Raw genomic sequence first — 14402 nt, 5'->3', positions numbered from 1 at the left:
AGGCTGGTGAAAAAGGCAGACATCGTCATTTCATCGTCTGGGGAAGCCAGAGAGCGATCTCCGGGAAGGCATAGAGGAGGCATAGCCCTGCGAGCATCATCGCGACGTAGGGCGCGGCCCCGCGAATGATGGTCGCCAGCGACGTGGTCGGCGAGACGGACTGAATCGCAACGAGGTTCAGCCCCATCGGCGGCGTCAACGCGCCGATCTCGATGAAGATCACCAGCACCACACCGAACCAGATCGGATCGAAGCCGAGCGCGATGACCGCCGGATACAGTATCGGGACGGTGAGCAGCATCATCGCCACGCCTTCGATGAGCATGCCCAGAACCACATAAATGACGGCGATGAGCAGAAAGAAGGAGAGAGGTGAAAAGCCTGCTTCCACCACCGCATTGCTGACGCCGCGCGCAATGCCGGCATCGACGATGGCGAAAGACAGGATGGCGCCGGTGAGGATGATGTAGAAGACGGTGGTCGTCATCGTCACGGCCCGACCCAGCGCTGCCCTGATATTGGCCCAGGTGAGCTCGCCGTAGCCGAAACCGATGGCCAGCGCGATCAGGGAACCGAACGCTCCGGCTTCCGTCGGCGTCACCAGCCCGAAATAGAGGCTTCCGATCACCGCAACGATCAGCACGATCAGCGGCAGGCAATCCAGAAGGGCATGCATGACCGCTGCCCGGTCGAGCGGGGTCTTTTCCGGTGCGGGAACATGTTCGGGATGCAGCCGCGCATAGATGAAGATCCACACGCAGAACAGAAGCACGATCAACAGGCCCGGTACTATGCCCGCGATGAACAGGTCGATGACGGGCGCCTGCACCGTGATCGCATAGATGATCATCGGAATGCTCGGCGGGATGAGAATGCCTAGCGTCCCCCCGGCGGCCAGCGTGCCGGTCGTGATCGCCCGGTCATAGCCGCGTCGGTCCAATTCCGGGGCGGCGACCTGGCCCATGGTCAATGCAGTCGCGACCGAGGAGCCGCAGATTGCGGAGAACATGCCGCAACCGACGATATTGGCATAGGCAAGTCCGGCCCGCGAACGCGACAAAAGCACGGAGAGCCCCCGATAGAAGCGCCGCGAAAGACCCGTCTGCAGGATGACTTCACCCATCAGGATGAACATCGGGATCGCCACCAGAATGAATGAGTTTCCGTTGTTCCACAGAATGTCGCCCACCGTCGGCAGCAGCATCAGACCGTGCTTCATCACGATGCCGGTGAGCCCGGTAATGCCCAACGCCACCCCGATGGGGCAACCGATCCCGATCAGGCCGAACAGCAGCCCGAGATAAAGGAGAAGCATGATCTCCCAGGACATGATGATGTGCCTTTCGACTAGATCGGTTCTGAACCGATCTATTTCCGCAGACGTCAGGTGATTCCACCTGACTGCAAAATGCTCTAGTGGCGGCTGCGCGCCCGCACGAGCAGGGCGAGCGAGGCGAAACAGGCGAGTGCGAGACCCAGGACCACAAGCGATTGCGGATAGGCGAGCACCGTTTTGGAGAAATGGATCGACCGGGAATGAAACCTCATGCTCGTCATCAGCGTCAGCGTCATGGCGTAAAGCAGCGCCAGATTAAGCCCGAGCATCAGGAGATTGCGCAGGAAGCGCACCAGCGGATGCGAGACCACCTTCGCCCAGCGGCCCGAAACATCGATGCCGATCAGCTTCTCCTGATGGATCGCCTGGTTGAGACCGAGAAACACAAGCGCGGCGAACATGTAGCCGGCGTATTCGTCGGCCACGAGGGTGGAGCTGTGCAGCAGATAGCGCAGCACCACTTCGACCGAGATCAGGGCCCACATGCCAAGAAGCAGAAGGGCCGCAATCGCAGACGATCCTCGGGCGAACCGATGTGCCCAGCGATCAAGTGCGCCGGGCACGCCATTTGGCGTCGTCAGTTGCATGCCGTGTCGACGCGCTGGAGGAGGTCAGCGGCCACCGGCCCGTTGGCATCGGTCCACTGCTTCCACAGCGGCGCCAGCGTCTTGCGAACCTCAGCCAGGTCTTCGGGCTTCGGGTCGGTGAGCGTCACGCCGTTGGCCTGCATGTTCTTCAACGCGGCCTCGTTCGCCTCTTCGGAACCCTCGAAGTAACGCGGGGTCCATTCGGCGACCTTGTCCGAGACGATCTTGCGCAGATCCTCGGGAAGGCCATCCAGCGCATCGCTGTTCACCAGCGTGATCTGATGGGCCATGGTGAAATTGAGCATGAAGCCGAATTTCACGATGTCGTAGGCCTTCCAGTCATTGGCCGAGAGAGCGGAGGTGATCGCACCGTCGACAACGCCACGCTGCAATGCTGGCACGACCTCGGCTGGATCAAGCGATGTCGGGTTGCCGCCGAGAATCTTCAGCATCTCCACCTGGAGTGGGTTCCAGGTGCGGATTTTCTTGTCGCGAAGGTCCGCGATGGTCTCGATCTTGCTCGCCGACCAGATGTTCTGCCCGGGGATCGGCCAGTTCATAAGGACGCGAACGCCGAATTTTTCTTTCAGCACTTCATCGGGAATGTCGCCGATCGCATCCACCGCCTTGGCGAAACCGGCATAGCTCGTGCACAGGAACGGAACGGAGAAAACATCGATCTCGGGCGCATCGCCCGCCGCAAGACCAGCCCCGACCTGTCCCATCTGAATCTGGTTGGTCGCAACCGCCTTCAGCACATCGCCAGATTTGTAAGGAAGTTCGCCAGCAGCGAAATGCGTGATCTCGAGGCGTCCGCCCGTTGCCTTGGTGATGTCCTCGGCAAACGCCTTGTTCATTTTCGCATGGAAATCGCTCGGCGAGACATAGGTGAAGAAACGCCACTCGAACTCGGCGGCAGAAGCCGCACCCGCCATGACGAAGATGGAAGCCGAAAGTGCAAGCACTTTTGTTATCTTCATGATTTTGTTCCCCTTTTTCAGTGTTTCGTTTTAGAAGACTGTTTCGGTCTCGACAGCCAGATGACTTATCTTGCCGTCGATGATCTTCGGAAAATTCAGAAAGTCCTCTCGCGACATCATGCGGATTTCCGCATTCAACGCGCCGTTGAGCGCATCGATATCGTCGAAAACCAGCTCCGCCAGAACCAGGACCCGGTCCTTGTTGACGTTCACCGGGTCGTTCCACGGCACCGGGTGATGGAGCTTGCAGGCGCGGATGCCCGGGTACTGCCGCATGATCGCGGCATGCTGCGTCCGGTAATGCGAGAAGAAGCGCTCCGCATCCTCAGGCTCGCCTTCGTATCGGATGAAGTACGAAACTGACACTTGAACCCCTTTTGTTATGCCTTCCTCGCAGGAAGATTTCGGTTGAGATTATGGCGCCAGATCGATAAGTCAATAATGATGATTATTGATTGAACGATAACGAATAGGCATCAAAATGATGGGGCAGAAATTTCCCCGGGGTGCGGCGGAGCAGTCGGAACGTTCCACGCTCCACAGCCGCCTCAAGGTCCAGCATCTGGTTACGCTGATCAGCATCGGCCAACACAGAAACGCACACCGCGCAGCGCAGGAAATGGGGCTTAGCCAGCCGGCCATCAGCAAGATCATCCGTGAGGTGGAGCAGATTTTTGGAACGGTGATGTTCGAGCGCGGCCGGGGCGGCATGATTCCGAACAGGGTTGGCGAAGCGTTGATTGCCCGCGCCCGTTCGCTGGTCAACGACATCGACCGGACGCGCGATGAGATCGATGCGATCGTCGCGGGCCATATCGGCAGCATGCGCATCGGCGCGATTGCTTTCCTCGCGCCGGAAATGATCACTCAATCGATCAACCTTCTGGCCGAGGAAGGCATTTCGATCAGCGTGGAAGTCCACGAAGGCACGACCTCGCCGCTGGTCTCGCAATTGCTGTCGAAGGAGCTCGATTGCATCATAGGACGCTATTCCTTCGAACATGAAGCGGAGCTGGACCAGAAGCTGCTCGCTCAGCAGCATTTCGCAGCCGTGATCAGCAGCAGGCACACCGGGCTCAATCCGGACCGGCAGATTTCGCTCGCGGACGCAGCGGAGTTTCCGTGGATCGTGACCCCTCCACGGACCGCAGCCCGGCAGGCGCTCACCGACATGTTCGTTCATGCGGGATTGCGCGTTCCGGACATCCGCATGGAGACTGCCTCCATGGAGGTGATGCGGGCGGCCCTGACGGACTGCAACATGATCGGCCTCCTGCCTTACAGCCTTGCCGAGCAATATTCACGCCTCGGACTTGTGAGGGTGCTCGACCTGCCCGTCGGCTACCAGCCGGCTCCCGTGATGCTGATCAGGCGGCGCAGCGAGCCAGCTCTGCCTTCGGTGCAGCGCTTTTGCGATGCGCTCTTCAAGATCGCCCCCATTCTCGAAGCACCGAAAAAGACAAAGGCCGTTCACACCTAGCCTCTGCCACGCAACGGGCTAAAGCCGCTCGCCCAACTGAATGGTTCTGTCCGGCGCGAGCGAATCCAGAAACGCCCGGTCGTGGCTAACCACCAATATTGCGCCGTCATATCCCTTCAACGCAGCCTCCAGCGCCTCGATGCCATCGAGATCGAGATGATTGGTCGGCTCGTCCAGGATGAGCAGCATTGGCGGCGGCGTACCCCCGAGGGCGCAGGCCAGACCGGCCCGCAGCCGTTCTCCCCCGCTCAATTCACCCGCACGGCGCAGAGCGTCCGCGGCACGGAAACCGAACCGGGCCAGCGCCGCATGGGCCATGTGCGCATCCGCAGCGGCATTCAGGTGGAGGAAGTTTTCATGCAGGGTCCGATCCGAATCGAGCAAGCCGACATGCTGATCCAGCAATGCGATCCGTACCGTCAGGTCCACCCGCCCGTCCCGGGGCGTGATCTGGCCTGAGATCAGCTTGAGAAGGGTGGTCTTTCCGCTGCCGTTCGGGCCAGCAATGACGAGGCGCTCGGGGCCCGTGACACTCAGCGAAAAATCACAGATCACCGGGTGTTCAGGGTCGTATCCGCCGGTTACCCCATCCAGCCGCAAGACCGTCTTGCCGGGCGGAAGCCTCGTCGGGGCAAGGTCCATTCGCAGTGGCTGCAAGATTTCGATCTTCTCGCGGGCAAGGGACAATGCCTCCGCCGCCGCATCGCGCCTCGCATCGCGCAAGCGGGCTCCCGCCCCGCCAGACGCTTCCGCCCGCCCCTTGGCGGCATCCATCAGGATTTTCGGCTGGTCGCCCTTCTTGCGTGCCTTTTGCCCGGCGCTGTCCTTCCGCGCCTTACGCTCAGCCGCCTGCTGGGCGCGGCGAGCCGCCTCACTGCGGGTTTTCTCCGCGTGAGCGAGGTCGCGCATCGCCGCGTCGAGCTCGGTATCCTTCTGCTGGCGGAAAGCCGTGTAATTGCCTCCATACCGGGTTGCGCCCAGCGAGGTCAGTTCGACAATCGCATCCATCTCCTCCAGGAGCTCGCGATCATGACTGACGATGATTGCGCCTCGCGTCCACCCCCGAATGAGGTCGATTACCGCCCTTCGCCCCGCCCGGTCCAGATTGTTCGTCGGCTCATCGAGAAGCAGGAAATCCGGCTCCGCCAGGATAAGTGCTGCCAGGGCCGCCCTGCTGCGCTGCCCCCCGGACAAGGTGGCCAGCGGGGTCTGCGGCAAAGCCGACAGATCGCAGCGCAGCAGCGCGCTTTCTATCCGCGCCGGCAATGTCCAATCCGCATCGGCCAGCTCGTCGGCGGAGGCCAGTCCCGCCTCGGCCCGGTCGAGCAGCGCAAGCGCTTGTCGTGCACCAAACAGATCGGCAATGGTATCTCCGGAATGCTCCATCGCGTCCTGTCGCATCATCGCGATAGCGCCGGTTATGCGCACCTGACCGGCAGCCGGGCGCAGATCACCCGCGATCAGACGCAGAAGCGTGCTCTTGCCGGTGCCATTGCGCCCGACAATACCGGTGCGCTCCGCGCCGAAGGTCAGAGTGAGGTCAGTGAAAAGCGTCGCGTTGTCAGGCGTGGACCAGGACAGGGCGGTCAGGGAAACGGATGCAGGCATTGGACAGGACTTCTCGCAGCGGAACCAAACGGGTGAAGGCAGCGCGGGTCATGTCCATGTCGATTGCGTCTCCGATACTGAAGTGGCTTCAAGATAGGTGCGATTCGCGATTTCGCAAGTCTCAGGCCGACGCAAGCCAAAGGCCAGAGCAAAAGGAAACCAGCGTCGCAAATGGACGAAAATCTATCGTATCTGAGGAAGATTTGGTGGAGCCAAGCGGGATCGAACCGCTGACCTCCTGCATGCCATGCAGGCGCTCTCCCAGCTGAGCTATGGCCCCATCGTCCGGATTATGCCGGCAGCCGTTTCCGGCTGATGGTATGGCCGGCCCTTGCGGGCCAACCGTGTGAGCGGCTTCTAGACTCGCCCGAAAGGAAGATCAAGCCCGTTTTTTACCTTACCATCATTTCTCATGACGGGCGGCAAAATCTTCCTCAAATGACGCGATCAGTGATCCTCGTCGTCGTCGCCGACGCCGATCAGATCCTTCATGTCGTCGTCATCGTCGTCCTCGTCGTCCTCAAGGAAGGTCGAATCGTCATCCTCGTCGCCGAGGTCGACATCATCGTCGTCATCGTCGTCGAGGTCCGGAAGATCGGTCTTGCCGTCGGAGCTATTTTCCTCGTCCGCGTCTTCCAGCGAAACGATTTCAGCGCCTTCCTCTTCTTCCGAATCCACTTCCTTGTCCTCGACCTCCTCTTCCTCATCGATAGAAGAATCGCTCACCGCGTCGAAATAGCTGCGCGGATAGGACTGGCCCGTATAGGGCGACACGATCGGATCCTTGTTCAGATCGTAGAACTTGCGGCCCGTTTCAGGGCAAATGCGTTTTGTTCCGAGTTCCGGTTTTGCCACCTTACTGCCTCATCGTCTTGCGGTCGGCCCAGCCAGCGACGGCTCATCGTGGCCGACGCTTAAGCGCCCTATGCCTTTTCCTGAAATTTTCGTCCCCTTAACGGCAAGGAGCGCACCTGTCAAAGCATAATAAGCACACGGGAATGCGTTCTCCTCCCGAGAGCTCATTCCCTTTGAAACCGTTCCTGCGCCAGACGTCAACCGGGGGATGACCGGCACACGCCATCATGCTAGAGCCTCAACCGCTATTTCCAGAACCGGCGGCCGATTTTCGAAAGGCCTGGCCGCCTTCCGCAAGGACCATGTCATGCACGATTCGCAACCGCGCCCGCTCAGCGCCGCCAAGTCTCCCGCCCTTTCGGGCCGCGCCCGGGTTCCAGGCGACAAATCGATCTCGCACCGCTCGCTGATGTTCGGCGGACTTGCTGCCGGCGAAACGCGCATTACCGGCCTTCTGGAGGGTGAAGACGTGTTGCGTACGGGCGCTGCCATGCGCGCCATGGGCGCTGCAATCGAGCAGCGCGGCGACGAGTGGATCGTCAACGGCACCGGCAACGGCGCTCTCATCGAACCCACCGAACCGCTCGATTTCGGCAATGCGGGCACAGGCGCACGGCTTACCATGGGCCTTGTCGGCAGCTATGATATGACGACGCGGTTCATCGGCGACGCCTCTCTCTCCAAGCGTCCGATGGCGCGCGTGCTCGATCCGCTCAGGCTCATGGGCATGCAGGTGCTCGAGGCAGAAGCGGGCGACCGCCTGCCGATCACGCTGCGCGGGCCCAAACACGCCGCTCCCATCAGCTACCGCGTGCCGATGCCTTCCGCACAGGTGAAATCCGCCGTGCTTCTGGCCTCGCTCAACACGCCCGGCGTCACCACGGTGATCGAACCCGTGGCGACCCGCGACCACACCGAGAAGATGCTCATCGGCTTCGGCGCCGCGCTCGAGGTGGAAACGGATGCGGACGGCGTGCGCCATATCCGCATCGAGGGCCAGCCCAAGCTTACCGGCCAGACCATCGCTGTGCCGGGCGACCCCTCCTCCGCCGCCTTCCCGCTGGTGGCGGGGCTGATCGTGCCGGGGTCGGACATCGTGATCGAGAACATCCTGATGAATCCCACCCGCACCGGCCTGATCGACACGCTTCTGGAAATGGGCGGCGACATCGAATTTCTCGACCGGCGCAACGCCGGCGGCGAGGACGTGGCGGATCTGCGGGTGCGCGGCTCGGAACTGAAGGGGGTGACCGTGCCCGCCGAGCGCGCGCCTTCCATGATCGACGAGTATCCCGTGCTGGCCGTGGCGGCGAGCTTTGCGGAAGGCGACACGCTGATGCAGGGGCTGGAAGAGCTGCGCGTCAAGGAATCGGACCGGCTTTCAGCCGTCGCCAACGGGCTCAAGGCCAATGGCGTCGACTGCGTGGAAGGCGAGGCGACGCTGAAGGTGACCGGACGGCCCGGCGGCAAGGGGCTCGGCGGCGGCACGGTGGAGACGCATCTCGACCACCGCATCGCCATGAGCTTCCTGGTGATGGGGCTTGCGGCCGAAAAGCCGGTGACCGTGGACGACCAGGCCATGATCGCCACCAGCTTCCCCGATTTCACCGGGCTGATGCAGCGCCTCGGCGCGCGGTTTCAATAGAACGAGACGAGACAGGAGAGGAAAGCACCATGAGCACCGGAAAAGTCGCAATGATCGTGGCCGGCGGCAGCGGCATGGGGGCGGCAGCCGCCCGCAAGCTTGCCGGGAACGGCTACTCCGTCGCCATTCTCTCCTCCTCGGGCAAGGGCGAGGCGCTGGCCAATGAGCTGGGCGGGCTGGGCTTCACCGGCTCCAACCGCTCGGTGGAGGACCTGACCCGGTTCACTGAGCTCACCATGGAGCGCTTCGGACGCATCGACGCCCTGATCAACGGCGCCGGCCACGGGCCGAAGGGGCCGGTGCTGGAGATTTCCGACGAGGACTGGCACACGGGCATGGAATTTTACCTGCTCAACGTGGTGCGCGCGACGCGGCTGGTGACACCCATCATGCAGGCGCAGAAATCGGGCTCCATCGTCAACATATCCACCTATGCCACCTTCGAGCCGGAGGCTACGTTCCCGACATCGGGCGTGTTCCGGGCGGGGCTTGCCGCCTTCACCAAGCTTTTCGCCGACAAATATGCGGGCGAGAACATCCGCATGAACAACATCCTGCCGGGCTTCATCGATTCCCTGCCGGAAAAGGAAGACCGGCGCACGCGCATTCCCATGGGCCGCTATGGCCATGCGGAGGAAGTGGCCGACCTCGCCCTGTTTCTCGCTGGCGATACCGCGAGCTACATCACCGGCCAGAACATCCGCATCGACGGCGGCATCACGCGGTCGGTCTGAGCGATGGCCGACCTTCTCACCATCGCCATCGACGGACCCGCCGCCTCCGGCAAGGGCACGCTGGCGCGCCGCATCGCGGCCCATTACGGGCTGCACCATCTGGACACCGGGCTCACCTATCGCGGTGTCGCGCGGGCGCTTCTTGCATCCGGCCAGCCGCTCGACGACGTGGCGGTGGCTGAGGCGGCGGCGCGCGCGCTCGACCTTGCGGGCCTCGACCGCGGCGTGCTTTCGGCGCATGGCATCGGGGAAGCGGCCTCGAAGGTGGCGGTGATGCCCACCGTGCGCGCCATCCTCGTGGACAAGCAGCGCACCTTCGCGGCGACCCCGCCCGGCGCCGTGCTCGACGGGCGCGATATCGGCACGGTGGTGTGCCCCAAGGCGGATGTGAAGCTCTATGTGATCGCAACGCCGGAGGTGCGCGCGACGCGGCGCTGGCGCGAGATCGAGGCCAATGGCGGCGACGCCGACTATGCCGGAATCCTGGCCGACATCAAACGCCGCGACGAGCGCGACACGGCGCGCGCGGCAAGCCCTTTGCGGCCCGCGGAAGACGCGCACTTGCTCGATACGAGCGAAATGGATATAGAGACGGCGTTTCGTGCGGCAAAAGCCATCATCGACGAGAGGCTTGCCAGCCGCGCAAACGCAGAGTGAAAACCGCCTGAACCCGCATTCTCATGCGCCGGATCGGCCGCGAAAGCGGCCCTTGAGCCAACAGCTCGGATGCCGGGGAAGGCAGAACGCAACGCAAACCACCGGCGCCAGCCCCGCGACAAGGGGGCATTTCAGGAGCATCAATGTCAGAACTCAATCCGTCTCGCGAAGATTTCGCGAGCCTTCTCGAAGAATCCTTCACCGAACGCGACGCCGCTGAAGGCGCCGTTGTCCAGGGCGTGGTCACGGCCATCGAAAAGGACATGGCCATCATCGACGTCGGCCTGAAGGTCGAGGGTCGCGTGCCGCTGAAGGAATTCGGCGCGAAGGGCAAGGAAAGCGAACTCAAGGTCGGCGACAAGGTCGAGGTCTATGTCGAGCGCATCGAAAACGCGCTGGGCGAGGCCATGCTGTCGCGCGAGAAGGCGCGCCGCGAGGAAAGCTGGGTCAAGCTCGAAGAGAAGTTCGCCAAGGGCGAGCGCGTCGAGGGCTTCATCTTCAACCAGGTCAAGGGCGGCTTCACCGTCGATCTGGACGGCGCCGTGGCCTTCCTGCCGCGTTCGCAGGTCGACATCCGTCCGATCCGCGACGTCACCCCGCTGATGCACACCCCGCAGCCCTTCGAAATCCTCAAGATGGACAAGCGCCGCGGCAACATCGTCGTTTCGCGCCGCACGGTTCTCGAAGAGAGCCGCGCCGAGCAGCGCTCCGAGATCGTCCAGAACCTCGAAGAGGGCCAGGTGGTCGAAGGCGTGGTCAAGAACATCACCGATTACGGTGCGTTCGTTGACCTGGGCGGCATCGACGGCCTGCTGCACGTCACCGACATGGCATGGCGCCGCGTCAACCATCCGACCGAGATCCTCAACATCGGTCAGACGGTCAAGGTGCAGATCATCCGCATCAACCAGGAAACGCACCGCATCTCGCTGGGCATGAAGCAGCTCGAAGCCGATCCGTGGGACGGCATCGGCGGCAAGTACCCGCTCGGCAAGAAGGTTATGGGCCGCGTCACCAACATCACCGACTACGGCGCCTTCGTGGAGCTGGAGCCGGGCATCGAGGGCCTGATCCACGTTTCGGAAATGTCCTGGACGAAGAAGAACGTGCACCCCGGCAAGATCCTGTCGACGACGCAGGAAGTCGAGGTCGTGGTTCTCGAGGTCGATCCGGTCAAGCGTCGCATCTCGCTCGGTCTCAAGCAGACGCTGGAGAATCCGTGGGAAGTGTTCGAGCGCAACCACCCGGTCGGCTCCGTCGTCGAGGGCGAGGTCAAGAACAAGACCGAGTTCGGTCTGTTCATCGGTCTGGAAGGCGAAGTGGACGGCATGGTCCACCTGTCCGACCTCGACTGGAACCGCCCCGGCGAGCAGGTGATCGAGGAGTACAAGCGCGGCGAGATGGTGAAGGCTCAGGTTCTCGACGTGGACGTCGAGAAGGAGCGCATCTCGCTCGGCATCAAGCAGCTCGGCCATGACGCCGTGGGCGAGGCCGCCGCTTCCGGCGACCTGCGCAAGGGCGCTGTGGTGACCTGCGAAGTGACCGGCGTGAAGGACGGCGGCGTCGAGGTGAAGCTGGTCGACCACGATGTCGACGCCTTCATCAAGCGTTCCGACCTGTCGCGCGACCGCGACGAGCAGCGCCCCGAGCGTTTCTCCGTCGGCCAGAAGGTGGATGCCCGCGTCACGCTCTTCGACAAGAAGACGCGCAAGATCAACGTTTCGATCAAGGCGCTGGAAATCGCCGAGGAGAAGGAAGCGGTTGCCCAGTACGGCTCGACCGACTCCGGCGCCTCGCTCGGCGACATTCTCGGCGCGGCTCTGAAGAAGCAGGGCACCGACGACTGATCGCCGCCTCAGGCTTTTGCCGAAATGAAGAACCCCGCCGGAGCGATCCGGCGGGGTTTTTGATGGGGGGAGAGGTGGAAGAGCGGCAGCGGTTTTGCACCACCAATCCGGGCGTTCAGGCTGGACGGAACATCCCTAAAAGCTGCGGTTCTGGGTATGCGAGCACAAAGTCCAGCTTGGGGTGGATTGCTGCCTGACGGCTTCTGGGCGGCGAAGCTGGGATGGCGGCCGTTCAGGTAGCCGCCGCACTTCGACGGCAACGCGCCCTGATTTGGGTCATCCAATCTACGAGAGCAACTGCCTGAAAGCGGACAAAACCAATCGGCTGCGCACCCCACTTCCACCTAATAGCCCCCGTAATCGTCGCCGGGGAGTTCCCATTCCTCGAGCAAATCCTGGGCGTCTATTTCTTCCATTTTCCAGCTCCGAAGCGCAGCCATATGGCGCACGAAGGCATCCGATGGCTTCTTAGGCTTGCTGCGTCGAACATTCTTGAGACGCCGTTCCTTATCGTAAAACGACACGTTCCGCCGTCGGAGTTCGGCAAAGTAGAGGTGGTTTTGAACGAAGCCAGCAGTGGGAGGCGTCAACCAGCCTTTCAGGTCCGCTTCGTAGGCTACGAGCCACAGATTGGACTCAAGACCCTTTACGGTCATCGCTTGGGTCCACAGCGACACATCAATCGCCCCGTCAATGAGGCCCATCTGGCGCAGGTCGAGCAAGACCAAAGCGCAAGCCGAGCTCTCCAATTTCGTCACTGGCTGCACCCAATCCGCTGGAAGGGTGATCCTCAGCATTTTGGCTAGGAACAAGGCCCACGCAATTTCGTAGTGGGCGGCCGATGGCCCACACTTCGCGATGGTATCTTTGATGAATTTTGCAATCCGGTCCTTCTTAACCGGAAAGCCCTTTGCATTGTATAGCGCCAAAAGATGCACCACCATCGGTATGGTGGTCGCGTTCGCCCGAGCCGCCTTCAATAAGTAGGTCTCGAACTGAGGCCAGTTCACCTTCAGAATATCGACGCTTCGGAGAAGGTTGACGGCGAAGCGCAGGACATTCGACCGTTTATATTCGGCGGCGAATTGGAAAGCTTGAGCGAAATAGTGGTCGATAGTCTTAGATTGCTCGGAAAAGTCAGAGGAAATGGGACTTTGGCGTAGTGCAGTCGGCCAAACAGCCTGTACCTCGTTGGCCGAGTTCACTACCTTTGTCTTCTCAGGATGTATCTCCAACTCGTAATCACGGGCAGCCGCTGCGAGCACGGCTATCGCCTCTTCGGCCTGCCCAGCATTGTCAAAGCCGATGTACCAATCGTCCACGTTCCGAACGATGCTTTCGACCGCCAATTTCAACTCGGCTTGCACTCTGGCATCAATGGACACCGCTACAATTTCCGCGATAATGCGGGAGGTGTCGGGCCCGACGGGAATGCCGATAGTCTGGTTGTCCTGCCCCTTGCGAACAGCCTTATCCAAACGAGCTCCCAGTGAGGGGTCATAAACAGCGGCGTTGTTCAAGTTGGCCTTAGCCCATGCCTTGGTATGCAACCCCCACGGAATGGCATGAGTATAGAGTGTGCTGTAGAATCGAGAGATATCTGCGACGAGCGCATGATTGTGGATCGCCGAGATTTCCGAGTGCCTCAAGGAAACAAGTCGGAAGTCTGGCGTCGGGACGGCCCTATCTCGATCGAATTTTATCTCAACCTCTTCGACGCCAAAGCTACACGAAGTAAGGTGCTTACGAATTTGTTGCCAATCATCGGCAATGAGCTTCGCCACATGGTACTGCGCGATCGGATTGACGATCGCTAATTCCCGTCGCCAATCAGTTACCTTTGGGATGCTAAATCGCTCCGGATTTGTCCTCGGATACTGCGGATAATTTGGGAGTGCTGCCCACGCATCACCAATGGCACGGCGATATTTTGCGAAATCTGCAGTCGTGAATGCCGGCGGCAACTCCTCTGGGAAGTACCCAGCCGACAATAGAGCTTTCAGTCGTTCGCTTTTGGACATTACTTCCCCGTCCGCTTGGCCCGAAGGAAGGAATTACATAGCGGGGATTTGCTATCAACGACTTATCGTAATGACGTTATGGCGGGTCGCAGGCGACGCGTACCAATCGTCGCAATGGGACCCGCTGATAAGGAGTGAAATGCGCGATGCCGCGTTCGTCGATATGAATCCAAAACCAGGCAGTCTCACTCCGGCCCAGCTTAAGCCAAAAGCAGGTGCTGAATGAACGGTAGGTTCCGGGTGCTCCGCATCTCATCGTGAAGGACTGACTTGGGGTCGGAAGCGGTTATGAAGATCGGTCCGCGCTCCATGGCAGTTGATTCATTCGCTACCCGAGACCAAACCGTCGGAAAGCCCCTCACCAATGCGGCGGCTTGGTCACCGGCACGTCCGGGGCGGTCTGTTCTTCCAGCGCCAGAAACCGGTCGGTCAGGCGGTCGAGCTTCTGACGCAGCGTTTCCATCTCGCGCCACTGGCGCGTCAGTTCGGCGGAAAGCTCCTCTATCGTGCGCTCCTGCTCGGCAGCCAGCACCTCAAGCCGCGTCATCCTGTCTTCGCTCATCGCGCGCGCTCCCGCTCATCCCGTTTCGCATTCTCTCCACGATACATACGTGAAAAATTGACAAGCGCACCCGCTTTTGTCGAGAGTGTC

General features: G+C 61.2%; 13 protein-coding genes and 1 tRNA gene. 5 read left to right on the top strand and 9 right to left on the bottom strand.

The window, feature by feature from the left end:
• Positions 1–25: 25 nt before the first annotated feature.
• The 4 genes from NA8A_RS00400 to NA8A_RS00385 form a co-directional block, all read right to left on the bottom strand.
• Complete coding sequence (locus NA8A_RS00400) at positions 26–1330, bottom strand: TRAP transporter large permease (protein ID WP_009449231.1); 1305 nt, start codon at positions 1328–1330, stop codon at positions 26–28.
• A gap of 83 nt (positions 1331–1413) precedes the next feature.
• On the bottom strand, positions 1414–1923 hold the full coding sequence (locus NA8A_RS00395) for a TRAP transporter small permease subunit (RefSeq protein WP_009449230.1): 510 nt from the start codon (positions 1921–1923) through the stop codon (positions 1414–1416).
• Entirely contained in the window at positions 1914–2903 is a 990-nt protein-coding gene (locus NA8A_RS00390; protein WP_009449229.1) for a TRAP transporter substrate-binding protein, read from the bottom strand. Before NA8A_RS00390 ends, NA8A_RS00395 begins: the two co-directional genes overlap by 10 nt.
• Positions 2904–2933: 30 nt before the next feature.
• Positions 2934–3269: an EthD family reductase gene (locus NA8A_RS00385; RefSeq protein WP_009449228.1), complete on the bottom strand. Its 336-nt coding sequence runs from the start codon at positions 3267–3269 to the stop codon at positions 2934–2936.
• A gap of 115 nt (positions 3270–3384) precedes the next feature.
• On the opposite strand from NA8A_RS00385, the gene NA8A_RS00380 reads away from it, so the two are divergent.
• Positions 3385–4383 carry a LysR family transcriptional regulator gene (locus NA8A_RS00380; RefSeq protein ID WP_009449227.1) on the top strand — a complete coding sequence of 333 codons (999 nt, stop codon included), beginning with the start codon at positions 3385–3387 and terminating at the stop codon, positions 4381–4383.
• Between the two features lie 18 nt (positions 4384–4401).
• Here the strand turns inward: NA8A_RS00380 and NA8A_RS00375 are convergent, their stop codons facing one another.
• The 3 genes from NA8A_RS00375 to NA8A_RS00365 all read right to left on the bottom strand — a co-directional run bounded on the left by NA8A_RS00375 (position 4402) and on the right by NA8A_RS00365 (position 6846).
• Complete coding sequence (locus tag NA8A_RS00375; RefSeq protein ID WP_009449226.1) at positions 4402–5991, bottom strand: ABC-F family ATP-binding cassette domain-containing protein; 1590 nt, start codon at positions 5989–5991, stop codon at positions 4402–4404.
• Positions 5992–6195: 204 nt separating this feature from the next.
• Positions 6196–6271 (bottom strand) — tRNA-Ala (locus tag NA8A_RS00370).
• Positions 6272–6438: 167 nt separating this feature from the next.
• Entirely contained in the window at positions 6439–6846 is a 408-nt protein-coding gene (locus NA8A_RS00365) for a TIGR02300 family protein (protein WP_009449225.1), read from the bottom strand.
• A 307-nt stretch (positions 6847–7153) separates the two neighbouring features.
• On the opposite strand from NA8A_RS00365, the gene aroA reads away from it, so the two are divergent.
• From aroA to rpsA, 4 genes are all read left to right on the top strand, one after another.
• Entirely contained in the window at positions 7154–8491 is a 1338-nt protein-coding gene (gene aroA, locus NA8A_RS00360; protein WP_040671542.1) for a 3-phosphoshikimate 1-carboxyvinyltransferase, read from the top strand.
• A 29-nt stretch (positions 8492–8520) separates the two neighbouring features.
• Complete coding sequence (locus NA8A_RS00355) at positions 8521–9225, top strand: SDR family oxidoreductase (RefSeq protein ID WP_009449223.1); 705 nt, start codon at positions 8521–8523, stop codon at positions 9223–9225.
• Between the two features lie 3 nt (positions 9226–9228).
• Entirely contained in the window at positions 9229–9882 is a 654-nt protein-coding gene (gene cmk / locus NA8A_RS00350) for a (d)CMP kinase (protein ID WP_009449222.1), read from the top strand.
• A gap of 143 nt (positions 9883–10025) precedes the next feature.
• On the top strand, positions 10026–11729 hold the full coding sequence (gene rpsA / locus NA8A_RS00345) for a 30S ribosomal protein S1 (RefSeq protein ID WP_009449221.1): 1704 nt from the start codon (positions 10026–10028) through the stop codon (positions 11727–11729).
• Positions 11730–12073: 344 nt separating this feature from the next.
• On the opposite strand, the gene NA8A_RS00340 is transcribed toward rpsA, so the two are convergent.
• Entirely contained in the window at positions 12074–13750 is a 1677-nt protein-coding gene (locus tag NA8A_RS00340; protein WP_009449220.1) for an RNA-directed DNA polymerase, read from the bottom strand.
• A gap of 358 nt (positions 13751–14108) precedes the next feature.
• Positions 14109–14312 (bottom strand): SlyX family protein, encoded by a 204-nt coding sequence (locus NA8A_RS00335; RefSeq protein ID WP_009449219.1) that lies wholly within the window; start codon positions 14310–14312, stop codon positions 14109–14111.
• Positions 14313–14402: the final 90 nt, after the last annotated feature.

The organism is Nitratireductor indicus C115 (assembly GCF_000300515.1).
Lineage (GTDB): Bacteria > Pseudomonadota > Alphaproteobacteria > Rhizobiales > Rhizobiaceae > Nitratireductor > Nitratireductor indicus.
The sequence above is the reverse complement of the archived record's forward strand: the minus strand, read 5'-3'. Positions and strand labels throughout refer to the sequence as shown.

Coding starts and splice junctions, on each gene's coding strand:
- NA8A_RS00400 (WP_009449231.1), bottom strand. CDS start 1,330: ATGTCCTGGGAGATCATGCTTCTCCTTTATCTCGGGCTGCTGTTCGGC.
- NA8A_RS00395 (WP_009449230.1), bottom strand. CDS start 1,923: ATGCAACTGACGACGCCAAATGGCGTGCCCGGCGCACTTGATCGCTGG.
- NA8A_RS00390 (WP_009449229.1), bottom strand. CDS start 2,903: ATGAAGATAACAAAAGTGCTTGCACTTTCGGCTTCCATCTTCGTCATG.
- NA8A_RS00380 (WP_009449227.1), top strand. CDS start 3,385: ATGATGGGGCAGAAATTTCCCCGGGGTGCGGCGGAGCAGTCGGAACGT.
- NA8A_RS00375 (WP_009449226.1), bottom strand. CDS start 5,991: ATGCCTGCATCCGTTTCCCTGACCGCCCTGTCCTGGTCCACGCCTGAC.
- aroA (WP_040671542.1), top strand. CDS start 7,154: ATGCACGATTCGCAACCGCGCCCGCTCAGCGCCGCCAAGTCTCCCGCC.
- NA8A_RS00355 (WP_009449223.1), top strand. CDS start 8,521: ATGAGCACCGGAAAAGTCGCAATGATCGTGGCCGGCGGCAGCGGCATG.
- cmk (WP_009449222.1), top strand. CDS start 9,229: ATGGCCGACCTTCTCACCATCGCCATCGACGGACCCGCCGCCTCCGGC.
- rpsA (WP_009449221.1), top strand. CDS start 10,026: ATGTCAGAACTCAATCCGTCTCGCGAAGATTTCGCGAGCCTTCTCGAA.
- NA8A_RS00340 (WP_009449220.1), bottom strand. CDS start 13,750: ATGTCCAAAAGCGAACGACTGAAAGCTCTATTGTCGGCTGGGTACTTC.
- NA8A_RS00335 (WP_009449219.1), bottom strand. CDS start 14,312: ATGAGCGAAGACAGGATGACGCGGCTTGAGGTGCTGGCTGCCGAGCAG.